At 45.1% G+C, this 23846-nt stretch carries 20 protein-coding genes and 1 riboswitch; of the genes, 10 read left to right on the forward strand and 10 right to left on the reverse strand.

The annotated features are described in order from the left end of the window. Positions 1-30: 30 nt before the first annotated feature. The 5 genes from NST94_RS02100 to NST94_RS02120 form a co-directional block, all read right to left on the reverse strand. Positions 31-792, reverse strand: coding sequence for an ABC transporter permease (locus tag NST94_RS02100; RefSeq protein ID WP_036682669.1), 762 nt, complete (start codon positions 790-792; stop codon positions 31-33). After that, entirely contained in the window at positions 789-1082 is a 294-nt protein-coding gene (locus NST94_RS02105; protein WP_036682688.1) for an MTH1187 family thiamine-binding protein, read from the reverse strand. The genes NST94_RS02100 and NST94_RS02105 overlap by 4 nt, the downstream gene beginning before the upstream one ends. A gap of 560 nt (positions 1083-1642) precedes the next feature. Beyond that, a complete protein-coding gene (locus NST94_RS02110; RefSeq protein ID WP_076124596.1) occupies positions 1643-2692 on the reverse strand; it encodes an ABC transporter substrate-binding protein in 1050 nt (349 codons plus the stop codon). Between the two features lie 161 nt (positions 2693-2853). After that, positions 2854-2964, reverse strand: a riboswitch (TPP riboswitch). A 158-nt stretch (positions 2965-3122) separates the two neighbouring features. Further along, a complete protein-coding gene (locus tag NST94_RS02115; protein WP_076307940.1) occupies positions 3123-4574 on the reverse strand; it encodes a hypothetical protein in 1452 nt (483 codons plus the stop codon). Positions 4575-4646: 72 nt separating this feature from the next. Next, complete coding sequence (locus NST94_RS02120; RefSeq protein ID WP_076192749.1) at positions 4647-5867, reverse strand: MFS transporter; 1221 nt, start codon at positions 5865-5867, stop codon at positions 4647-4649. Positions 5868-6027: 160 nt separating this feature from the next. On the opposite strand from NST94_RS02120, the gene NST94_RS02125 reads away from it, so the two are divergent. The 7 genes from NST94_RS02125 (at position 6028) to NST94_RS02155 (ending at position 11562) form a co-directional block, all read left to right on the forward strand. Next, positions 6028-6447 carry a pyridoxamine 5'-phosphate oxidase family protein gene (locus NST94_RS02125; protein WP_038568443.1) on the forward strand — a complete coding sequence of 140 codons (420 nt, stop codon included), beginning with the start codon at positions 6028-6030 and terminating at the stop codon, positions 6445-6447. A gap of 119 nt (positions 6448-6566) precedes the next feature. Further along, positions 6567-7241, forward strand: coding sequence for a response regulator transcription factor (locus NST94_RS02130; RefSeq protein ID WP_038568445.1), 675 nt, complete (start codon positions 6567-6569; stop codon positions 7239-7241). Then, positions 7238-8665: a HAMP domain-containing sensor histidine kinase gene (locus tag NST94_RS02135; protein WP_339281596.1), complete on the forward strand. Its 1428-nt coding sequence runs from the start codon at positions 7238-7240 to the stop codon at positions 8663-8665. The genes NST94_RS02130 and NST94_RS02135 overlap by 4 nt, the downstream gene beginning before the upstream one ends. Before the next feature lie 70 nt (positions 8666-8735). Then, a complete protein-coding gene (locus NST94_RS02140) occupies positions 8736-9647 on the forward strand; it encodes an ABC transporter ATP-binding protein (protein ID WP_076302328.1) in 912 nt (303 codons plus the stop codon). After that, on the forward strand, positions 9644-10360 hold the full coding sequence (locus NST94_RS02145; protein WP_339281597.1) for an ABC transporter permease: 717 nt from the start codon (positions 9644-9646) through the stop codon (positions 10358-10360). Before NST94_RS02140 ends, NST94_RS02145 begins: the two co-directional genes overlap by 4 nt. A gap of 4 nt (positions 10361-10364) precedes the next feature. Next, positions 10365-11096 (forward strand): ABC transporter permease, encoded by a 732-nt coding sequence (locus NST94_RS02150; RefSeq protein ID WP_339282121.1) that lies wholly within the window; start codon positions 10365-10367, stop codon positions 11094-11096. A gap of 100 nt (positions 11097-11196) precedes the next feature. Further along, on the forward strand, positions 11197-11562 hold the full coding sequence (locus NST94_RS02155; RefSeq protein ID WP_036682656.1) for a metalloregulator ArsR/SmtB family transcription factor: 366 nt from the start codon (positions 11197-11199) through the stop codon (positions 11560-11562). Positions 11563-12015: 453 nt separating this feature from the next. On the opposite strand, the gene NST94_RS02160 is transcribed toward NST94_RS02155, so the two are convergent. After that, positions 12016-12777 (reverse strand): CPBP family intramembrane glutamic endopeptidase, encoded by a 762-nt coding sequence (locus NST94_RS02160; protein ID WP_076124584.1) that lies wholly within the window; start codon positions 12775-12777, stop codon positions 12016-12018. A gap of 264 nt (positions 12778-13041) precedes the next feature. On the opposite strand from NST94_RS02160, the gene NST94_RS02165 reads away from it, so the two are divergent. Together NST94_RS02165 and NST94_RS02170 are read left to right on the forward strand one after the other, a co-directional pair. Beyond that, the gene (locus NST94_RS02165; RefSeq protein WP_076307936.1) at positions 13042-15285 is read left to right on the forward strand and encodes a heavy metal translocating P-type ATPase; all 2244 of its coding nucleotides are present in this window, start codon (positions 13042-13044) and stop codon (positions 15283-15285) included. A gap of 181 nt (positions 15286-15466) precedes the next feature. Then, positions 15467-17509: a methyl-accepting chemotaxis protein gene (locus NST94_RS02170; RefSeq protein ID WP_256718929.1), complete on the forward strand. Its 2043-nt coding sequence runs from the start codon at positions 15467-15469 to the stop codon at positions 17507-17509. Positions 17510-17608: 99 nt separating this feature from the next. Here the strand turns inward: NST94_RS02170 and NST94_RS02175 are convergent, their stop codons facing one another. From NST94_RS02175 to NST94_RS02185, 3 genes are all read right to left on the reverse strand, one after another. Then, complete coding sequence (locus NST94_RS02175) at positions 17609-18571, reverse strand: L-lactate dehydrogenase (RefSeq protein ID WP_339281598.1); 963 nt, start codon at positions 18569-18571, stop codon at positions 17609-17611. 400 nt (positions 18572-18971) lie between these two features. After that, on the reverse strand, positions 18972-19472 hold the full coding sequence (locus NST94_RS02180; RefSeq protein ID WP_036682651.1) for a cytochrome c biogenesis protein CcdC: 501 nt from the start codon (positions 19470-19472) through the stop codon (positions 18972-18974). A 207-nt stretch (positions 19473-19679) separates the two neighbouring features. Next, positions 19680-19940 (reverse strand): GlsB/YeaQ/YmgE family stress response membrane protein, encoded by a 261-nt coding sequence (locus NST94_RS02185; RefSeq protein ID WP_036682650.1) that lies wholly within the window; start codon positions 19938-19940, stop codon positions 19680-19682. A 250-nt stretch (positions 19941-20190) separates the two neighbouring features. Between NST94_RS02185 and NST94_RS02190 the strand changes: the two genes are divergently transcribed. Then, positions 20191-21240, forward strand: a complete 1050-nt coding sequence (locus NST94_RS02190) for a lactonase family protein (RefSeq protein WP_339281599.1) — start codon at positions 20191-20193, stop codon at positions 21238-21240. 129 nt (positions 21241-21369) lie between these two features. Here the strand turns inward: NST94_RS02190 and NST94_RS02195 are convergent, their stop codons facing one another. After that, positions 21370-23637, reverse strand: a complete 2268-nt coding sequence (locus tag NST94_RS02195) for an alpha/beta hydrolase (RefSeq protein WP_339281600.1) — start codon at positions 23635-23637, stop codon at positions 21370-21372. Positions 23638-23846: the final 209 nt, after the last annotated feature.

Consider the following 23846-nt stretch of genomic DNA (forward strand, 5'->3'; position numbering starts at 1 on the left):
GTCGCTTGAGACATACAGGCATCTTCCTTTCTATGAGTTACGGCGCGGCTTCCAGCGAACCAGCCATTTTTCCAGCAATGCAATAATAGCAAAGAGTACAAGACTTAAAAGCACAATAATAACAATAGCGACAAACATCCGATCCGTACGATATGCGGATTTCTGCAGGAGCATATAATAGCCAATACCTTTATCCGCACCAATCCATTCAGCGACCACGGCGCCCATAACCGCATAAGTAGCAGATATTTTTACGCCGGAAAATAGTGCCGGGATAGAAGAGGGCAGCTCCAGCTTGGTGAAGATTTGCCACTTGCTTGCGCCAGCCATTTTCATATAATTCATCATGACCTGATCACTTTGGGCCAGACCGCCCATCGCAGCGACAGCTACCGGGAAGAAACATACTAGTGTAATCAGCACGATTTTGGGCAAAAGACCAAAGCCGAACCAGATAATGAGCAGGGGTCCGAGCGCGATGGAGGGAACATTTTGACTCAGAATAATAAGTGGATAAAAAGCCCGTCTAGCCCAAGGCAAAAGATGCAAAAGCAAAGCAACGATCAGGCCTACCCCCGTACCAATGGGAAAACCAATTAAAGTGAGCCGCAGCGTAGCCATCGTATGAGCCCAAAGACCAGAAGCGTTACTGGTGGATTCACGGGCAATATCAGCAGGACTCGGCAGAATCCAGGATTCGATATGAAATACAGATACAGATAGCTGCCATACGGTTAAAAAGAAGACGACCGCCACAAGGGGCGGCCATATTAGCTTCCAGGTCGATCTCACGGCCGATATTTCTCCGTCAATTTATCCATGCTGATTCCGTTAGGATTATGAGCGATTTTGATCTGCGAAATTACGCTTGGACTGCCTGCTTCGATCAACGCCTCCTGCATCTGACGCACAACCTCCAGCAGCTCGCTAAGCTCACCTTCCATTGTGGTTTCCAGCGGATTCACCTGATGTTTAACACCGGATTTCTGAATGACCTCAATCGCTTTATCTACGTATGGGATGGAATCCTCATTGTTCGGAGTTTTTGGAATTACTTGAATGCTTAGTAGGGTGTTAGCCACAATAATCAATCCTTTCATTTTATAAGGTAAGTTCAATAAGCCAACTTTGATAACGAAGTAACTCAGGAAGCAAACTCGACATCGAATCTTGAACGAATTTGGGAAGTCCGGTACTCACGTAGCACATCACTACGCTCCGTTCCTCCTTCCTCAAGTAACGTCCAACCTTCTTGGTTCTGAAAGCCGACTTTTTGAACTCTTAAATTATAAGGTAAGTTCAAAAAGCCAACTTTGATAACGAAGTAATTCAGGAAGCAAACTCGACATCGAATCTTGAACGAACTTGGGAAGTCCGGTACTCACGTAGCACATCACTACGCTCCGTTCCTCCTTCCTCAAGTAACGTCCAACCTTCTTGGTTCTGAAAGCCGACTTTTTGAACTCTTAAATTATAAGGTAAGTTCAAAAAGCCAACTTTGATAACGAAGTAATTCAGGAAGCAAACTCGACATCGAATCTTGAACGAACTTGGGAAGTCCGGTACTCACGTAGCACATCACTACGCTCCGTTCCTCCTTCCTTAAGTAACGTCCAACCTTCTTGGTTCTGAAGTCCGCTCTCTACTCCGCCGGTAAAAAATCATTACTGAATGCACTAGCAGCATCCAGCGGTTTATCCAGCAACTTCAGATCGTACATCCAGTCGCCATAATTCTGCCAGACCTCGGTTTTTTGCTCGCCCCAGCGGGCAGCATCGTCCTTGTATTTTGGGCTAAGCCATTTTTGGCTAGCTAGGACAAGGTCGGCGTCCAGGTCAGGAACGGCCTTCGATAACATACCGGCAGCCTCTTCCGGATGATCTATGGCATATTGATAACCTTTTGATGTGGCTTTCATGAAGGCCTTCACCAGATCAGGATGATCTGCAATTTGCTTCTCACTCGTCGTCAGCACAGGCGTGTAATAATCGAGCTGCGGCGCATAATCCTTTAAGTACAGCATATCCAATGGCTCGCCACGCAACTCAGCCTCAACACCAGTCCAAGCGTAGAAAATCCAGGCGAAATCAATGTCACGTTTGACGGCGGTAAAATAATCAGCTTCACCGATACTGATCAGCTTCACCTTTTTCACATCGCCACCTTCAGGATCCATGATAGCTTTCATGGCTGCTTCTTCGGCCGGTGAGCCCCAGCCTCCGTAGGTTTTACCTTCGAAATCCTTTGGTGATTTAATATTGCGATCTACTGGAGCAGCGAATCCCGACGTATTATGCTGAATAATAGCTGCTATCGAGACAAGGGGCACGCCTTGTAGACGGGCTAGTGTTAATCCTTCTTGGGCGCTGATGCCAAATGCGGCTTCGCCAGAAGTAACCATAGTATCAGAACCCGCTGCGCCTGGCTGAACGATCTCGACGTCCAGACCTTCTTCAGCGTAGTAACCAAGATCCTTAGCTACGTATAGACCGGTATGATTCGTGTTCGGTGTCCAGTCGAGTGCGACTTTAACTTTGGTGAGCTCTTTTGGAGCATCCGTCCCAGCCGCAGCAGTTGGATCAGTAGCATTTGCTTTGTTTCCGGCTGTATTCCCATTGTTGCTGCCGCATCCGGCAATGGCAAGAATGAGTACACAGGTGAGGCACAACGTAAGTGCTTTTTTAAGGTGCATGTCTTCTTCTCTCCTTTAAGGTTACAAGAATCCCGTCTTCACAACATGAACCGTAAAGTGTAGTATGTACGTTTTTCTACATCTTTTAGTGATCTTACAAAAAAAGCGCCCCGAGTGATCGGGACGCTGGCTTGGCGCAAGGTTAGTTAAGGTCACAGGGACCAGAACCAATTGGCGATTCCTACGCTGGCATTATCCAGATCAGGTATAAGGGTCAGTATCTTGTGGGATACAATCTCAGCCGGCCAATTCCAGCACCCCTGGTTCTATGAAGTTAACGGGTATTTCTATGTGCAATATAAGTAAGCATAAGTTTTGTACCCATACTTTATATCTTATATTTCTCGCATACGGTGTATTATAGACGGCTGTACTCGGAATGTCTAGTAGTGCACTCCTGAATTTTTCCAATCAAGTAGTTTCTTTTTTGCTAGTCTAGATCTTTATATTTCTTGCGGTGACGCCGTTTAAGCTCACTAACCAGCGCCCCTAGCGTGAGGACAACGCTGATCAGAATCCCGCTCATGATCACGAAGAGGGCAAGAAATTCAAAGGGAGAATAACCAATCATTTTACTCCATTGAATCTTTCCATCCAGATCGTCAATGACCTGATTCATGCCGTAAATCCCGCTTACTACCGTAAATACAGTAAGAATCATCAGCAGATTATCCCGTCGCTTGGACTGAAACTTATCCTGATACTGAAACAGGTCATTTAAGGTTTCTTTCACTTCCTCGAACAAAGCGTCGTTTCCGTATACTTTACGCAGCTGAAGAAATATCTCCCGGCCCTGCGACTGGGAAATCAACTCCAAGAAGTAGAACTTTGCCGAGAACTTATTGATGGAGTAGATTAGATTGTCTATTTCCTCATAATCATGATTAATCCGAAGTCGGGAGTGCATATTGGCGAGCTTTAGCAGAACGATTTTGTGGAAAATATTGAGTAAAAATCCGTAATAATATTGCCCGTACATCTGGTTGGCTAGACTAACAGCAATCTCCTGTTCAGCGCGGGTCATGCAGCAAAAGGTTTGCTCATTCATCATATAATATGTGTCTGGACCCCAGCGATTATAGGAATGCTCATGACAATAGTTTGCAATATACGCTGGATCGCTGGCACTGGCATAGGGCTTTCCGTTCAGATTAATTCCATCAAGCTGTGAGGCGCGATAGCGTAGATTTACACTAATCTCATCAGAGCTTTCTTCATTCTGAAAGCCGTAAAAAGCTTGCACCTGCATTCTTTCATCTACGAAAAAAGGAAGGGTCTCGAAATAAGCCCCATTGATATCCGATTGATCCAGATATGGCTCCAGTCCATCCACCAAATTTCGGAAGACAAAATCCTCTACCATCTCATAGGTCTGTTCCCCGCAATGAATATAAGTGTAATCATCCTGTATGAAGGTATTCTCTAGCGCACGGAAACGATCCGCGAATTCTAGGGCAATACTAAAGGGAATTGAATCCCCCTCCAGCTGGACACGTATCGTCACGAATCCAAGCTGAAAAGGACATATGAATATATCCGTCGAGAGAATTTTGAAAAATATAGATTGCTGCGGAATCTCCAGAATGCAGTCGAGATTATTTACTCTGGAAAAACGGCGAAACGAGTCGGCATCCTTCCTGCGTGGAAAAAGGACATGTGCAGCAAACGGTAAATAGGTGCGCTCCATTCGTTCATGGGAAACACAGTAGCCATCTCCGTAATAGGCAGCTTCAAGCTCTTTATTATCCAGAAAAAAACGTGTGAAGCCGTCGTTCTGTAATTGCTGGATAAGCTGCTTAGAATCGCCCTTTTTTATAGAAAAGGGAAATATAAACTGCATGAGCGCAGTATGTAACAAAGGCTCAGTTGAAGACTCATTCATTCATCGTCCATCCTTGTGCTCAGAATATGCTTATAGATCACATTACCCTAAAAGGATAACGTTGATACTGTTCTAAATACGGGAACTCTTTCCTTTCACCGCTTGCATGGACTGGAACCTCCATGCGGCAATGCTTAGCAGAAACAAGAAGGCGGCAAAAGCGGCGAGTAATCCGGCTGTTTGTGCCACTTCTAAATGGTCCATAGACCAGCCCATAAACAGAGGTAGCAAAGCACCGCCAACACCTCCGGAAGCAATCATAATGCTGGGTGTTGACTCTTCGGTGCCAGGCAGCATTTTGCTGGAGAAGACTAAAGCAATGGAGAAAATACCGGACATAAACAGCCCCAGCAGCAGAATTACAATGAAAGCAGCCATTCGATTGTCAGTGAACGGAAAGAGTGTCAGCAGTAACAAGGTTAGTAAACAGCTGCTGAGAATGTACACGCGGTAAGATATTTTTTCGGCAATTACACCCGCAAACAATCTTCCTGTAGACATCGCCAGCCAAAAGAAAGTGACTGTCAGTGCTGCGGCAGACTCCGTCATCCCTAGCTTGGCAATAAAGATAGCCGGCATAAAGTTGACTAAACTCATCTCTGTGCCTACATAAAGAAAAAAGAAAACGATGAAGATCCCTAACAGAATCCATTGCTTACCTTTATACGGAAATTTTTTGTTAGAACGTGAGCTTGAGGATTGCGAATTGTCTGCTCCTTGGACAGAGGCACGTTCATCCAGCATTCGTTGTAGATTACCGAAGTGCCCTCTTGTCCAGAGGATAAGAGAAATTAAGGAGAAGGCAGCGACGATTAGAAAGGCCAATCTCCACGCTCCGGCAGCAATGAGCGGACTGGCGATAAGCGGCATCACGAGTGCGCCTATCCCGAATAGCACTTCAAGCCGGCTCATTGCAATAGCAGTTCCTTCGGTTACAGCACCAATAATAATGGTGCCGATAACAGCTTCGATCATCCCGAAACCAAAACCTGCGGCAACAGCGATAACATACATCCAGCCCCAAGGCGGTAGAAAGGCGTAGGCAATTTCTGCAACTAGTAGAAGACTGGTGGCAATGAGGATGCCTCCACGTTTTCCGAAGCGGCGATTAAGCAGGGGAGAGACCAACACACCTGCTAAAAAACCAGCGAATTGACTAAAGATTAATTCACCGCCAGCACTATAATTTTGATCATAATGTTGCAGTAGAACGGGCAGAATAGATCCCAGCACAACATGTGCCAGACCGATAACGAAGTAGGAAAGACAGCCGATCCAAATCAGTTTTTTCACGAAGTAAGCTCCTTATCTTGAAGTAGTTTATGAGGTAAGGTCGGATTCAATGTGAACCTGAAGGGTACATTATAATAAGCACCATTGTTATGATAAATCCAAACGGTGAGCTTGGATATATAAACTTTTGTTTACATGCTTGAAGGGAGAGATTTACGTAATGGATAACAAACAACTGGAGCAACTCATTATTAAGGCATTGGATGACAACAAGTTCGGTTCCTTTGGTACGATCGAAGAAGGAAATAAGCCGAAAGTACGTTATATGGCCATTTTCCATGAGGGTTTGAGAATTTATTTGGCTACAAATCGCAAAACTCATAAAGTGGAGGAGTTATCCGATAATCCGAATGCTTTTGTACTGCTTGGCTATGAGGCAGGCGGAAGCAAAGATGTGCTGGAGATTGAAGCAACTGCTACCGTCTCTAAGGATGAAGGCTTGCGCTCCAAGGTATGGAATAAAGAGCTGGAGCCATGGTTTACAGGACCTGATGATCCTAATTATGTAATTTTGGAGCTTACTCCAACACGTATTGAGTATGTAGGCAGCAATAAAGAGCATGGAGTATGGCAGCCGTAAGCTATAGCTTTGAATTGATCAAACAGCCCTCCTATCCCATATGGGGTAGGAGGGCTGTTTGATGTGTTATAATGACTTCAACTTTTTAGGTATTCATATCGGGGAGGAGCTAAAGCTACATGAGCGTTACTCTGTTATATATTGAAGATGATCGTGAAATTGGCAGTGTAGTGTCTGCTGATTTAAGCGAAAGAGGATATAGTGTCCGCTGGTTACGGAGCGGCGAAGGAGCAATGGAAGAAGCCGGCGCCTGCCAACTGGCTATTCTCGATGTTATGCTACCAGGTCTGGACGGGTTTACGATCGGGCAACGTTTGAAACGTTCTTACCCTAAGCTGCCCATTTTGATGCTTTCCGCCCGGACCTCTATTGATGATAAGCTGCAAGGTTTGGAGTTCGCAGATGATTATTTGACCAAGCCTTTTCATCCGGATGAATTGGCCGCTCGAATTGAGGTGCTGCTCCGAAGGAATGGGGCATCTGTTCAGGATTCGCTCACACTTAAACATCTAGTCGTATATGAAGGGGATAACCGCGTAATGAATGCTCAGACTCAGGAAGAAATCATGCTTACAGGTAAGCAATTTCAGATTTTTTCCTATTTGCTGCGTCATCTTAACCAAATTATGACGAAGGAGCAGATCTACGAGGCCGTGTGGGGTGAGGCTTATATCGAAGGGGATAAAACTCTGATGGTACATATTCGTTATTTGCGCGAAAAGCTGGAGCTTGATCCGGGTAATCCGGAAATTATCGAAACTGTCCGTGGGATCGGCTACCGGGTAAGAGCATGAGAGGATTAGAGCGCATTCGCAAGAAACGTAATTCCTCCTTGTTATCAGGGTATTTGCTAATTATCGTATCTGCACTGCTATTTATCCCTGTGGTCCTTCCGTTGTCTTTTGTTGGCTACAATATTCTTAACGAAGTGACCAAAGGTGCCCCGCCTGTAGATACATCCCTGTATTCGAATATTGCACCGCTGGAGACTATGTGGCATAAAGAGGCACTTCACTTAGAAAATGCTTCTTCGGAAGCCATAAATCAGCGGCTGATTGAATTGAGTCGAAAATACACCGAGGCTACTATGTTTTGGGTAGACGGGCAGGGAAAAACCCAGTTGATTCTCACGCCTGAAGAAGGGGATAAGGATAAGATTTACCCTGAAGTTCCTGATCAGTGGACTGCGGCTGAGGCTATTTCATTTATGAAAGAAAGTACGAATCGTGATCCATTAGCCATCGTTGCTTTCGTGGGGGACAAAGTGGAGGCAGACAAGGGATTTATGGTGATGCAAATTCCAAGCAAGCTGCTGAACAAAGGGGCTTATGGGGGATTAGGGGCTTGGGCTTGGTATAACTTTGTGTTATTTACCCTTTTTGGAGGGTTCGCTCTGGTTTCATGGATGTTCTTTAGAAAAATTCGCAAACGGCTGCTGCAACTGCAAACCGCGATGACGATCACAGGCCCGGATAGAATGCCTAAGTCTATAGTGACAGGAAAACTGGACGAGATCGGTCGATTGGAGGAAGCTTTTAATACGATGGTAACTAAACTGGATGAAAGCCGACGCAGGGAAATAGAAGAGGAAGAGTTGCGTAAGCGTCTAGTCTCGAATTTATCTCACGATTTACGCACACCCCTAACCGTCATTCGCAGCCATATCCATGTTATGACCAAAGAGGATCTGACCTCAAAAGGTAAGCAGTCCTTACAGCTTATGGATGAGCGTATTGCGGATCTTAGCGTCCTGATCGAGAATCTTTTATCTTACAATCTGCTCAATAGTGGACGGGTAACCTTGAAGCTGGAACGTAAAGATGTTTTACGCTTGTTACGGGAAAGTGCGGCTGCTTGGTACCCCGTATGGGAAAAAGAGGGCTTCGATATTGATATTAACCTGGAAGCCGAACCGCTATTCTGGAGGGTGGATGAGGTCTGGTTCCGCCGTATTCTCGATAATTTGTATCAAAACATTGTACGACATGCCAGCAGCGGGCATTATGTCGGGATCTCAACGGAGCAACGTAATGAACAACGTGCCATAATTATTGCGGATCATGGTCGAGGCATTCAGAGTCCATCCGATTACAAGGGGGCAGGTTTGGGATTGTCTATCGTCGATCTTTTGATGAAGCATATGGAGCTGGAATGGGTTGTGGAGAGCACAGGCAAAGGCACTTCTATTGTAATCTTTGATCCGCATCGTGAAATTTAAACAAAACTTAAACTTGGCACTTCCTTGTCCTTAACCTTGGGACGTTATGCTGTATACCGAGGTGAAGAACATGGAAGAAACAGTGATTAAAACTAAGGATTTATTGAAAAAATATCGTGGCCGGGCTGCGGTAGAAAATTTGAATTTAAATATCCGTAAGGGAGAGATTTATGGTTTTCTGGGTCCAAACGGAGCTGGGAAAACTACAACAATCCGTATGCTGCTTGGCCTAATTACACCGACATCTGGAAAAATTGAAGTGTTCGGCCAGGATCTTCGGAGGAATAAGCTGCAAATTTTACGGAAGGTAGGGTCGCTTGTCGAATCCCCCTCGTATTATGGGCATCTGAGTGCTGTGGACAATCTCGAAGCGATCCGCCGTATTCTGGATGTTCCGAAGTCACGAATTGCTGAGGTGCTAGATATTGTTTCTTTAACCGGGGAAGAGAGACGTCCGGTCAAAGGGTTCTCCCTCGGGATGAAGCAGAGACTCGGTATCGCAGCTGCCTTGCTAGGGAATCCAGAGCTGCTTATTCTGGACGAGCCAACGAACGGACTCGACCCGTCAGGGATTCAGGAAATTCGTGGGCTTATCAAACGTTTGCCACAGGAGCAAGGAATTACGGTTGTAGTATCCAGTCACCTGCTTAGTGAAATTGAACAAATGGCAGATACCGTGGGTATTATTCGCCAAGGGCAAATGGTATACCAAGATACAATAGCTAATCTGCAACAACAGGCTGCTGGCGAGATACGCCTTGCGGTTTCGGAACCAGAGTCTGCGTTACGTCTCGCTGGAGGCCGGGGGTATGAAGGGACACTACAAGAGCAAAAACTGATTTTTTCAAGAATGAACGATGCAAGAGTAGCGCTGCTAGTCAAGGCTTTGGTAGAGAATGGGCACGCTGTCTATCGTGTAGAGGAGCGGAGACAATCGCTTGAGGACTTCTTCCTACAGGTTGTGGGAGGCGGGGAATCATGATGTGGCGGGCGTTGTCAGCGGATTGGCTTAAAATCCGCGGCAAAGGAATTTGGTTTCTAGTGTTTCTAGGACCGATTGGTCTAGTAGCCATGCAGGGCCTTAACTTTGGCCTTCGTTATGATTATCTGCGTCAGCAGTATAGCGCGGATTTATGGGGAGGACTTCTGGATAATGTGTCCGGGTTTGTGCCCACAGCTCTTTTTCTGGGAGGCACTTTAGTATGCTCGTTGATTGCAAATGTCGAACATCAGATGAGTTCATGGAAGCAGCTCTTGGCACTGCCTATCTCTCGTACCTCAGTGTTTATGGCTAAGTTAATGCTCTGTCTGCTGCTAGTGGCAGTTTCCTGCTTGTTGCTCTCAGTGGGGATAGTTGTTTTAGGGCTTATTTTGGGCTTCAAAGCTGATCTTATTCCTTATGTGGATGTAGTGCGGATTGGCTTTATGTCCTATATTGCGGCTCTGCCGGTCATCGCGCTACAGCTGTGGCTTTCCCTGGCTAATCGTAATCAGACACTGCCAGTTGCCCTGGGGATCACATTATCTTTGACGTCATTTTTCTCCATGTTCCTTTCGGAGTGGGTGCCTTTAACATGGCCATATTTGGCGTGGGACTCCTCTAATCGCCTTTTGTTCTGCGGTGCGGGTCTGCTGCTGGGAATGCTGGTGTTTTTGCCGGGTGCAGTGCATTTCGCTCGAAAGGATGTGGATTAAGATGATGTCATTTTGGAGAGTATTGTCCTCAGAGCGATTAAAAATGTCTAAATCATATGTTTGGCTTTTAGTCATAGGAAGTCCGGTTTTATCACTGGTTCCCGGATTGTTATCGGATAATCAAGGTGAGAAGATGTCTTGGGAGCTGCTGTTAAGTGTGATGTCAATGATGCATGCTTTGCTGTTTCTGCCTGTGCTTTCAGGCATTTTTGCGGCCCTGATCTGTCGTTATGAGCATCATGACGGTGGTTGGAAGCTATTGTTGTCTCTGCCTGTAACCCGGTTGTCGGTGTATCTCTCAAAATATGTGATGATCATCGGATTGCTGGCTGCTGTGCAAGTAACGTTCCTCGTTATGGTGCTGGGAATGGGCTTGTTCCGAGGGGCTCCAGATCCAATCCCTTGGGCGCTACTGCTAAAATCAATATTTGGCGGCTTTGTAGCCTGTCTACCTCTCGCCGCATTGCAGCTGGCGATCTCGCAAAGCTGGAGCAGCTTCGGCGCACCGCTGGCGCTGAATGTGAGTCTGACCATTCCCAATATACTGATCGCTAATTCTTCAACCTACGGCCCCTATTATCCTTGGGTACAGCCGTTGTTGGCCATGAGTCCTTATGGTGATGACGGATTTGGTGCCTTTAATCTGCCTTTAGAGACACTGATGATGATAGTGGGAGGAAGCTTGATGGTCTTTTTTGCCGCAGGACTAATCTCCTTTTATCGTAAAGCAGTCTAATTCACCATCAGAGGCTATAAACTCCTCCTCAATGGACATCCCCTGCTGTTTTTCTTATAATTAAAGAATATAATTAGCTAAGATGGAGGAGGGCGAGAGCATGGAGCCAACAGCATTAGAGGACTGCGACAATACATGCAAGGGTTCAGAGCTTGAACCGGAATCCATTGCATTGATCCTGCCAGACCGTGGGATTACTGATAAAATGGCAGAAATGTTCAAAGCGTTGGGTGATCCAACACGAGTGCGGCTCATTTACGCTTTGTCACAGCAAGAATTATGTGTACATGATTTGTCCGTGATCCTTGATATGGGCCAATCTGCGATATCCCATCAGCTCCGTTATTTACGGAATCTACGGATCGTGAAGCGCCGTAAAGAGGGGAAAACGGTATTCTATTCGCTGAACGATGCGCATGTGGAGCAGATCTTTTTGCAGACCCACGAGCATGTCCGACACGAATAGCTAGTTGCAAAAAAAGAGGGACTCCCAGCAGCCATTGGATGGCTTTTGGGAGTCCCTCTTTTTATTATGCCGACGAGTCCCAACCATCCACTACGGCTTACGGACCCAGCTGACGTTATTTGCACAATAATCGCTTTTTGAGCAGAGTTGCGGACCTCAGTGCAGTTATTCTTTAGAAAGAGGTCTTATTTTGCTCTTTTTCATGCCAATAGCGCCTATGGGGTCCGATAATATGCTAAACCGGGGATAATACTGCTTTTAGTGTCAATTGGGTCCGTTAGCTGTGTGGTTTGCGACTAATATTGCTCTAATGAAGCTAAGTGGCATCTCAGCTTAACTAAGTAACATCTCAACTAAACTAAGTAGCATCCCAATTAAACCAGGCTGCGTCGGGGTTAACCAATGCGTTTAAATCCACTGAAGCCTTGTATTTCGAAGTAAGGATTTAGCTTATTAGCTGGCTTGATTTAGGTTCTTCGTTAGGTTTGGTTTTCTAAAGGACAACACTAGCCAGACACATTGCACAGCAAGCACTAGCAGGATAAATAGATCGATTCCCATGTATTCACTCGTATTATCGTTGCCCACAAACTGAATTAAATTATGTATAAAGTGAAAGGATATCAGCGGAAGAATATTATTATTTTTTAGCATCAACAAGGCTAGCGCAAAACCGATCAGAAGCGCATATACGAGTTGTAGAAGAATTTGTGTGATATCTGTGCTGGATAATGCATTAAGTAAGTGGGTAATAGAGAAAAGAATACTTGAAGTGATCACTGCTGTTTTAGCCCCTTTAGGAAGCAAGGTCTTAAAAATCAAACCGCGATAGATACTTTCCTCCACAAAAGCGACCAGCAGGGTGAAGAAGATAAAGAACAGTACCTCAGATGCACTGATCTCACGAAATCCCTTAAAGGATATGGTAATCAGGACCACTACTAGCGGGGCATAATAGATCCAGTTGCCCGAGGATATGGTGTTTAGAGGTCGGAAGCCAAGCGTGCTCCATTTGCGCTTAACTGTAAAGTAGATGATGAGTACAAGCGCGATTGGGATGAAGGAGATAAGTACAGGGGCGGTGTACGCAAGTTCCTTAATTGTTGCGTAAGCCCCGGCGGCAGTTACGGCTACAAGTAATAACACCTCGATAATAACTACGCTCCAAATAGGGTGTTTCTGTGAAAAAGAAGACGTTTTGGCTAGCTTTGACATGTTCTAAATTCATCCCTTCTGTGTAAATCATTTGCCCATCGAGCTTCATTGATAATGGGGTCATTCGTATGTAAGAAACTTACTTTGGGTCATACATGATTTTACATATTTTCACGTAAAGGTCAATTGATTTAATTTTTAAGATAATGTAGAAAAATGGTGTATATCGCGTATTGACCTTGAAATATAAAGGGAATATAATAGGGCTAAGATAACATATGAACAAGTGCTCATATATGGTTTTTATTTGAGGAGATGTGCCGTATGGATACAATGCAAGGAAAATTAAAACGTCAGTGGGAATTAGAAGGCTTGGATTGCGCCAATTGCGCGATGAAAATTGAAGATAAGGTGAAGAAGATTGAAGGTGTATCGTCTTGTTCCGTTAATTTTGTAACAAAAACAATGACGTTGGAAACTGCCGCAGGGTATGAGGAGTCAGCGATTGTAGAAGCGAAGAAGACGGTGAAGGCACTTGAGCCCCACGTAAATGTGAAAGAGAAGGTTGGGGGCAATCACAAGGCGCGCAATAGTGGCGCTCATGAACATACGCATGATCACGAGCATGGTCATGAGCACGGCCATCAAGCTGCTGGACATCATCATGGTCATGAGGATGCTGAAGGTCATGGTCATACTCACGAGCACGGGGAAGGTGATACACGCAAAATATTGCTGCGGTTAGGCGCTGGTGGAATTCTTGCTCTAGCTGGGATATTCCTGCCCGTGAATGGAGTAGTTGAATTGCTGATCTTTTTGGCAGCCTATCTTATCGTGGGTGGTGAAGTTGTCTGGCAGGCGGTTAAGAACATCATCCGTGGCCAGGTGTTTGATGAGAATTTCCTGATGGCTCTGGCAACTATCGGTGCATTTGCGATTGGTGAGTATCCAGAGGGCGTGGCAGTAATGCTGTTTTACCAGATTGGAGAACTGTTCCAAGGTCTGGCTGTGAATCGTTCACGCCGATCTATTACGGCACTTATGGATATTCGCCCCGAGTTTGCCTATCTCAAGCTTGGAAATGATCTGAAGAAGGTCTCACCTGAGGAAGTAGCCATCGGAGATTTGATTGTTGTTAAACCCGGTGAGAAGGTACCCCTTGACGGAACAATACTTGAAGGTAACGCCATGATGGACACATCTGCACTTACTGGAGAGTCGGTACCACGATCAGCTGGTCCAGGAAGTGCGGTGTTAAGTGGTTTTATTAACCGGAACGGCGTAATTACTGTGCAAGTTACTCAGACCTTTGGAGAATCGGCCGTATCCAAAATACTGGAGCTAGTGCAGAATGCGTCAAGCAACAAAGCTAAAACGGAGAACTTTATTACTAAATTTGCACGTGCCTACACGCCTGTAGTAGTGATCACAGCAGTCCTGCTGGCCGTCGTTCCTCCACTGCTGATCAGTGGTGCAACTTTTTCGGATTGGATTTACCGTGCACTTGTATTCCTCGTAATCTCTTGTCCTTGTGCGCTTGTGGTCTCGATTCCACTGGGATTCTTCGGAGGGATTGGTGCAGCTTCACGCAGCGGTATTCTGATTAAGGGAAGTAACTACCTGGAAGCCCTAAATGATGTGAAGGTAGTTGTCTTTGATAAAACGGGAACGTTGACCAAGGGACAGTTTAAGGTGACAGGAATTTATCCGTCGGGTGGCAAATCTAAGGATGAATTACTGCGGACAGCCGCTTATGCGGAGAGCCATTCCAATCACCCGATCGCTGAGTCGATTCGGACGGCTTATGGTGAACAGATTTCTAAGGAAGCTATCTCGAATTACAATGAAATCTCTGGTCATGGTATCGAAGTAACTATCGAAGGCAAGACCGTATTTGCAGGTAACGCACGTCTGATGGAGCGTGAGGGAATTGCTTATGAGGTCCCAGAGCAGAGCGGTACAGTTGTTCACATAGCGGTAGATCATCAATATGAAGGTTATCTGGTGATCGCTGATGAAGTGAAGGAGGACTCACTGCAGGCCATTCAGCGCCTCAAAAAGCTGGGAATACGCAAGACGGTGATGCTGACAGGTGATGCTTCCGCCGTAGCTGAAGATGTAGGGAAGCAGTTAGGGGTAGATGAGGTACACGCAGAGCTTTTACCACAGCATAAGGTAGAGGCCATCGAGAAGCTGGATCGTGATAAGTCTCCACGCGAGAAGATTATTTTTGTCGGAGACGGAATTAATGATACTCCTGTACTGGCTAGAGCCGATGTCGGGATCGCTATGGGAGGACTTGGTTCCGACGCTGCCATTGAAGCAGCAGATATTGTAATTATGACCGATGAGCCTTCGAAGATTGCTGTAGCTATCGGAATTGCCAAGCGTACTCGAGCCATCGTATGGCAAAATATTATTTTTGCTTTAGGTGTAAAAGCTATATTCCTTCTGCTCGGTGCATTTGGGATTGCCACGATGTGGGAGGCTGTATTCTCAGATGTAGGGGTAACCGTACTTGCCGTACTGAACAGTATTCGAGCTTTAAAAGTGCAAGACGAGGGTTAAGAATCTTTGGTGTATTAAATAAATGATTTCAACAAAAGTAAGCTTTAGGATTCCGGTTTTAAGGGTCTTAGGGCTTATTTTTTTTATTCTCCAGCAAAGAATTTGTCTATTTTTGCCGATATAGAAGATATATCCACATCAGGAGATATTATAACAAATGGAGTGAGGAGGCTATTTCATCGTGAATGAAAATGAAATGAAAGGAAACAAGATGAAAAAAATGAGAAAAAATGTAACGAAGAGAAAAGCGACGTCAATTCAACTTAAGTGGTCATCTGTTATATTAGCTATTGCAATCGTGCCGCTCATGGTAGCGACCATATTTTTACTTGATTATTTCGGCAATGTCACACGCACAGACAGTGAGCAAATGGCGCAGGACACCATTAATACGAACACATTCCGGATGGATGAGTGGCTATCCAACAAAACCTCGTCCGTAAAGGATCTGGTGTCCCAGCATCCTGAGTTCGATTTTACAAATCCGGCAAGTATCTTCCCTGTGATAGAAGTGCTGGAGGAAAGTGACAGTGAGACAGAAGGTTACAGTGTCATTAGTAAAGACGGCCAGTTAACCAATATGATGAACATGACCGCAAATGTAGCAGATGCGAGCTATTTCTTGAAAGCGAAAGAAACACATGCGCCTGTGTTGGGGGAAATGTCCTATCTGGAGCAGCTTGATAAATATATCATTCCAATCGTAGTTCCTGTCATGGATAAGGATAAGCAATTTATGGGAGGTATTGTCTTCTCGATTACTCCTGAAGTTCTTGCCCAAATGAGTAATGAAATTACTATGGCGGATACCGGATTTGGATATGTAATCTCAAATGATGGCATGTATTATACATATCCAGACGTCAGTCGTATGGGCAAAAAAATTACCGATTTCGCTAAAGAGCCGGCTCTTCAGAAGGTCGTTGACAAGATTTTAAGCAATAAAGAGGGGTCTGAAACTTATAAGGGCGAAGATGGTAAGAAAGTCATTACATACTTTAAGACAATTCCAGATACCGATCTAAAGCTTCTTGTAACAGTGCCGGAGAAAGAGGTTTTTGCCAAAGTGACCTCTGCACAAAGAACAGCAATGTTCATCTTACTGGCAGTTATACTTGTCATAATTTTTGTTTCACTGTACCTTACTCGTCTTATCGTTAGACCCATTAAAGCTATTTCCTCGACTATGAAAAAGGTGGCAGAGGGTCATCTAAATGAGAGGGTTAAAGTGCAGTCCGGAGATGAGATCGGCGAGATGAGTCAAAATATCAATGATATGATTGAGACACTCTCCGGTATTGTCAACAAGATTGATACAACAGTAGTGGAGGTTGCTTATTCCTCAGAAGGAATGCTGAAATCGGCTCAACGTTCGTCCTATACTTCAGCAGAGGTTGCCACAGTTATCCAAGAAGTAGCTCAAGGAATGGAAGAGCAATTTAGAGGCTCCGAGCAATCCGCAAGAGCTACGGAAGAGATGGCCGTAGGTTTGCAACGTATTGCTGAGTCCTCTGCAGCGGTATCAGATCAGGCTGAGACGGTCAACTCAGAAGTAGAGAGTGGCTATTTGGAAATCCAATCTACACTGCAACAGATGGCTGTTATCAGTTCCACAGCTAATCAGACAGCCGAGATGATTGGCAAATTAAGTGAGCAATCGGAACAAATCGGACAAATTGTGGATGTAATTTCTGAGATATCCAATCAGACAAGCTTATTATCTTTGAATGCTTCTATTGAGGCTGCCAGAGCTGGAGAACATGGTCGTGGCTTCGGTGTAGTTGCGAATGAGGTGAAGAAGTTAGCAGAGCGGACAAACAGCTCCATCATTAGTATAGTGGAGCTAATCGGCGGCATTCAGTCTTCAACAACAAGTGCAGCGGATTCCATGAAGAAGAGTATTGAGGAAATTGGCGATGGAATGGGGAAAATGCAAAACGTCGGTGTTTCCTTTGATCATATCCGTTCTTCGATCCGTGAAGTATCGTCGCAAATACAGGATGTGTCAGCAATTAATGAAGAGATGTCAGCCGGCACGGAAGAAATAACGGCTTCTATATCCGATATGCTCGGAATAGCTAAAGAATCTGCTGAGAATGCTCAGGCGGTCTCCTTAGCTTCAGGGGAGCAGACAGAGATTATGAAGGATGTCGTGTCCTCCGCGGAATCACTTAATGAAGTGATGTCTGTGCTGAAAGAAGAAATCGAAAAGTTTAAAAAGTAGGAGATAAACTGAGATTCATCTCCTAATAATACAAAAAATCGCTCTCTGGGAGCTGGTGGGTGATCTCACCCATTCCCAAAGTAGCGATTTTTTTATGAATTAAACGCTGTCTTCCAGCTGTAGGCTCTCGATGCCTGCACGTACAATGTTGCAGGAGTGGTTCAATTTCCGGGTTTCCTCTGTATTTAAATTAAGCTCCAGCAGCTCTTGAATCCCAGTGTTGCCTATGATGGCGGGCACGCCCGTGCATACACCACTTTGTCCGTACTCTCCATCCAGAATGGCGGATACGGCGATGATTTTGTGCTCATCATTCAGGATCGAACGGGTAATGTAGGCAAGTGCGCTGCCAATCCCGAAATGTGTGGAGCCTTTACGGGTGAAAATTTCCCAGCCGGCATCTTTTGTCTTGCGGGAGATATCCTCCAGATCCAAATGCGGGAACCGCTCGCGATGCTGATCTAAAATTTGCAGAATAGGCTTGCCGCCAATTGTTACATGGGACCAAGCTACAAATTGGGATTCGCCATGTTCACCTAAGGCGTAGCCATTAACACTGCGCGGGTCAATGGAGAACACATCGGAGAGCAGGGTTTTTAGGCGCGACGAGTCAATGGAGGTCCCGGTACCAATAATTCTGTGGCGAGGCAGACCTGATATTTTCCAGACCATATAAGTGACAATATCGACCGGATTAGCGGCGACTACGAAAATTCCATCAAATCCCCCAGCCATGATGTTGGTAATGATTTCTCGAGTAATAACCGCAGAGGCTTCCAATACGTCAAGTCGGGTCTGCCCGGCTGTTGGATTAGCGCCAGCGGTTAAGATAACGACATCCATTTTTGCACAATCGCTATAGGTTCCGGCATACACCTTTGTGCGTGTGTTTGTGAAATCCATACAGTGCGAGAGATCAAGTGCTTGTGCCATAGCCCGATCATAGGTGCGGTCGATCATCATAATTTCGTCGCAAATGGCCTGATTAACCATGGAGTAAGCACAGCTTGAACCCACCATTCCGGCCCCGACGATGGCTACTTTTCTCGATTTACTTTTCAATTGCCTTGTCCTCACTCTCTAAAAGTTATACGCAGTATAGGCTTCCAAATGATATTTATTTCAGCATTAAGGTCTTTTGGAAGCTTATCGTTAGGTATGCTTATAGTTTAACGTATCCCTTCGCAAGTTACCTGACATCGGACTTACAAAGATTATATTTTTTCTGTTTAATGCTGAATAGGTGACATGATGAGTTAGTTATTTCAGGAGATCTATCCCTATAGTGTATGTAAAGTGCTTAAAGAGGATGTAATAAGAGGATGGCTAATTGATGTCAGAAAAGGGTGAAAAGTAGAAAAAAGCAGAGGAGAACATAAGCTTGAGTTACAAGAGGCAAGAAGTCATCTCAAGGATATCGGGTAAGAACCCTGAGATGGCTTCTTAGGATTATTATTGATAATCATGGCTGCGGCAGCAGACTCCCCGAGGAAGTCATAGCCTTATAACGCTTGAACATAAAAAATCTCCAATGAACAATCATGCCGAAGGCTAAAATAAAGAACAAACCACCGGACTGTGGAATAGACACATAACGGTTAATAAATTCATGGAGTAAAGTGCGGACTAGAAGAAGTCCGAGCAGGATAAACGCAAAGCTCTTGGAGCGTTGAGCGTAAATTTGTCCATCACGTTGTTCAAAGTGGGTGCTGCGTATAAGAGGATACGCGAAGATGAACCAGCCAATCAAAAAGGCGACTGCCGCCCACCATAATGGGAATCTGACCGCAGGTGCCACAAACATGGCAAAACCCGTCGACATACCGAGAGGTGGAATCCATATTTTTCGAATAGTAACCGGACGTGCGCTTGCTTTTAGACGAATGAAAATAACCATCAGCGCCATGAACAAAGCCCCTAATGTGGAGCCAATATGTAGAAGCGAGGGGTTTATGTTACCCATGATACACGACCTCTCTATGATTTCAGTCACTTGTATCTTCATTATAACAGAAAAACGATGGCAAAACATTGAAGTGTATTGGCTCCATCCTCGCAACAATTCCAGCAGAGGAATTTTTTCTTAAAGGAACGATACATACAAAAATCCCCGCCAGAGCATACTCTGACGAGGATTTATTGATGTGAATATTATTATCTCAGCCCAGACTTACGAACGGCTGCGTCCACTTGTCGAGCGAAGAATAAGGCTCACGATAAAGATCAGCACAACGGCACCGATCAAAGAAGGGAAGAAGTAGAAATCACTTACTTTAGGTCCCCAGCTTCCCAGAAGCACGCCACCGAGCCATGAACCGATAATACCAGCGATGATATTACCGATAACACCACCAGGAATATCTCTGCCCATAATCAGACCAGCCAACCAACCAATAACCCCACCAACGATTAACATCCATAGAAAACTCATGTTACTTCAACTCCTTCGTTTTGTTGTTTGCGATGTCTACTATTAACCTTTGTGACCATCTTTAAACCACATGGAAAAACTTACTTCTTCCGGAATGGTTAGGAAGTAGGCTCTAAATGCAGTTTCGATAATGTATTACAACTATAAACATGCTATAGTGAAAAAATATTATAAAATTATGAGTAAACCCCTATTAGTAAAGGGTAAGTAAGAAGTAATACAATACATAAGAGATAAAGGAGCCACTATTATGGAACGGGCTAATGAGGCATTGTTTTATGTAGGAACGTATAACTCTGAGAACGAGAAGGCGATTCAGTTATGTGCGCTTAGTCTTTTGTCGGGGGAAATGAGAATTCTTGAGGGTACCGAGGGAATTGAGAATCCATCGTTTTTAGCTGTGAATAAAGCAGGCAGCGTGTTGTATGCAGTTAGTGAGAAGGATCAAGGTGAGGTTTACGCATATGCAATTGATCCTGCAACTAAAGCGTTGAAATCACTTGGAAGTCGTCCTACGGAAGGTGGCGCTCCTTGTTATGTCTCCATTAGTCCTAAGGAAGATTACATATTCGTCTCCAATTACTCGGGAGGCAATGTTAATGCTTTTCCTGTAAATGAAGATGGTTCGCTTCAAGAGATGTCCGACCAAGTAAAACATGTGGGTTCAGGCATTCGTGAAGACCGTCAGGAGGCTCCGCATCCGCACTCTGTCATTCCGGACGCAAGTGGTAGACATGTGCTGGTGTGCGATTTGGGACTGGATCAAATTGTGATCTATCGCCCTGAAGAGGGCAAACTGGTAAAACATCGTGAGCTTAATCTGCCACCTGGTTCAGGTCCACGTCATCTGGCGGTGCATCCCTCTGGACAATGGATCTACCTGGCGAATGAACTGAATTGTACAGTAACGGCATTTGCTAATGATGAACAGGATGCAAATCTAAATGTTTTACAGCATCTTAGCACGCTTCCTGATAATTATACTGCCGGTAGTGACGATACAGCTTCCGATATTCATGTCTCCCCTTGTGGCAGATTCCTGTATGTCTCCAATCGGGGACAAGACAGTATCGCCCTGTTCCATATCGATGAATTAACGGGTCTGCTTGAAGCAGTGGATTGGCAGGGTACCGGCGGGCGTACTCCGCGTAACTTTGCGATTATTGGGGATAAGCTGCTTGCTGCTAATCAGAATAGTGATAATATTACCTCGTTCTCCATCGATAGTGAGAGTGGCAGATTAATCCCTACAGGAAATGAATTAGAAATGAAGTCACCTGTTTGTGTGCAAGTGTTGTAGGCTGAGACTAGGTTATTGTATGTCGTAAAAATAAGGGCTATTCCCGTAATCCATTCATTTTTTCGTGAGTGGAGGTTGGGAATAGCCCTATTTTGCAAATGAAGACCTAAGGATAATAGCAAGTGATTTTTAAAATGTATTTCTGATACCTAAATCGTAAAAACCGATGTCATCCAGCATGATCCGGTCGCCTTCTTCATCAAGATAGAAGGTGATTTCCGTCAGGTTGTCAGGATCCAGCTCTGGTTCTTCCTCTTGAAATTGTTCGAACGGCATCTCGTAGGTTTGAAATACAGCTTCGGAAAGGTCACCGTATTTGCCATCGTTTATCCGCTCTTCAAGCCATGGGAATAACGTGAACTGAGTTTGTGGAAGCGGCAGTATGTCCATTACTTCATCCAGCGTCAAGCGGGCTGAGGTATCATTATGGTCAGTTAACTCCACCTCAACCTTTGGAGGTAGTGGAACATCCATTTCTTCACTAATGTCACCATTCAGATTTGCCATAGAGAACGTAAGGCCATCTGCCCCTAAAAGAGCAGTTTCAGTACGGACACTGTCGTTAAGCTTAATGTTGTAATAAGCTTCTTCGTTTTTGCTGGCTGTGCGTTCAAGGACAACACCATAGGTGGCTTTGCTTTTTGACTCCCGGTCTTTAGCCAGCTCTTCTGACCAAGAAACACCCGATGCTTCTGCTGTTCCCAGTTCTACTGTATTTTTGTTACGGTCATCGTCGAATGTGGCTACAGGACGATATCCTCCGCTTTGGAATCGATTGTAGTAGGCGGTATCTGGTAACCACTTCAGCCCGCTGCGATAATCCCGGAACAAGCTTTGGTATTCCTCTTTTTCATGCAAGGTGGTCTCCAAGAAAGCTGATACATAGACCTTAGCGATTTGCCGTTGTTTGTCTGCATCCATGATTTGTGCCCGATTTAAAAAGAGTCCAGCTGGCAAGGTCTGATCATATCCGCCCCAATCGCTGTTGAATTGACTGTGATTGGCGTCCGCAATATACAGCGAGCTTTTGAAAGCAGACGATCCTTGGGAATAGGAGGTACGTATATACTGCCGATCACCATAGAAATCATGTACATCTCCATCGCGGGCTCCCTGCAGGGTCAAATAATTGATGTCTTTGAGACGGGCTTGCTGGTCATCTATCGTTTTGTCCGTTGGTGCAAGCGCGATTACAGAGGTTATATTAAAGCGATTAACTGCCGCCATCACCGGATCATCCTTGAACCAACGAGTGGCATCCGCGGCCATAGCTACGGCTTGTCCTCCGCGGCTATGGCCGAGCAGGGCGGTTTTTGTGAAATCTATTTTCTGATAAAAAGGACTGCCCGGATCATCTGAAAAATCTGCTAGCTGCTCTAAATGTTTCAGTAGGATCCAAGTCCGTACTTTAAAATCATTGTCCGGAATACCGGACCAAGCAGAATAATTCAGGAAATTCTCATCGAGCGAGATCGCGATAAATCCCCGGCTTGCCAATAGTTCGCCGAGATAAGCGTACCCGCCATCAGAGTAATCTTCCATCATATGATTGCCGTGCACCATCAGTACTACTGGATATGGACCTTCGCCTTCTGGCATCCATACGCGACCATTCAAGGGAAGTGCCTTATAATCGAAACCCCAGAATAAAGTGCGCAGCTTTGACCAATCCTTAATATAAGCAGAAGCATCGGCCGTAGAAGATATCAAGCTTGTATCCTTACCGTATTCGGCACGATGTAGATCGGTACCACTGGCATAGGTGAAGGTCTGATAAGCTAGATTACCTGGTTTTCCAGGATCGGAGGCTGTAAGTGGAACAACTTCCGTATCGTTGATGTCGACCGACTCTGAAATAGGCAGTTCTTGCACTCCGCTTGCCAGCGCAAGTGGGGAAAAAGTCACTGCCACTGTTAGCAGAAGTCCTAGTGTTATTCTTTTGCTGCGGAGCAGGCCAATGGCTAATCCGCCTAGTGCTCCTAGCAGTGCAAGCACGACCGCAATGACAACCGCAGCCTCAATTTCAAAATCTGCATAATATAAGATTAGTAGAATAGCTCCAAAATCACTCAATACACAGCCTGCGAATAATCTTGGGATACGCAGTCCGGTCAACGCTAGCAGAACAGCTAAGATATTGCCGGAAATCGCCAGCAGGACAGTGCCTGCACCTGCAGCAAGAGCGATATCGGTAGGTTTACCTAATCCAGTAGGAATGCCTAACACGGCAGTACTAAAGGCTAAAAAGCATATTATCCACAGACCGGCTATTGCTGTTCTCCAAACTGCTGTATCGTAACGGTAGGTTCCCCTAATTCTTCGTCCAATTTCTTGAGCCATACGTCTGTGGAGCCGCGGTTTCAACGGCACAGGGACGTACTCTAAATCCATACCCATGACTCTCTCCCCTGACATAAAGCGGTAATTTCTCTTAACCCATAAGCTGTAGCAATAATATTACTTTATAGCATCAATAACAAGTGGATCTTACAGGAACCGACCCCATAGCTTGTATGGTGTGGTGTGTGGGAGTTTTCTTTGACATAGGCTGGAAAAAAAGGTTTGACACAGTTAAAGGGTTTCAGTATTATATCCATATAAACCAA

Origin of the sequence: Paenibacillus sp. FSL H8-0282, assembly GCF_037963825.1 — a bacterium.
In the GTDB taxonomy this organism is placed as follows: Bacteria; Bacillota; Bacilli; order Paenibacillales; family Paenibacillaceae; genus Paenibacillus_AQ; species Paenibacillus_AQ odorifer.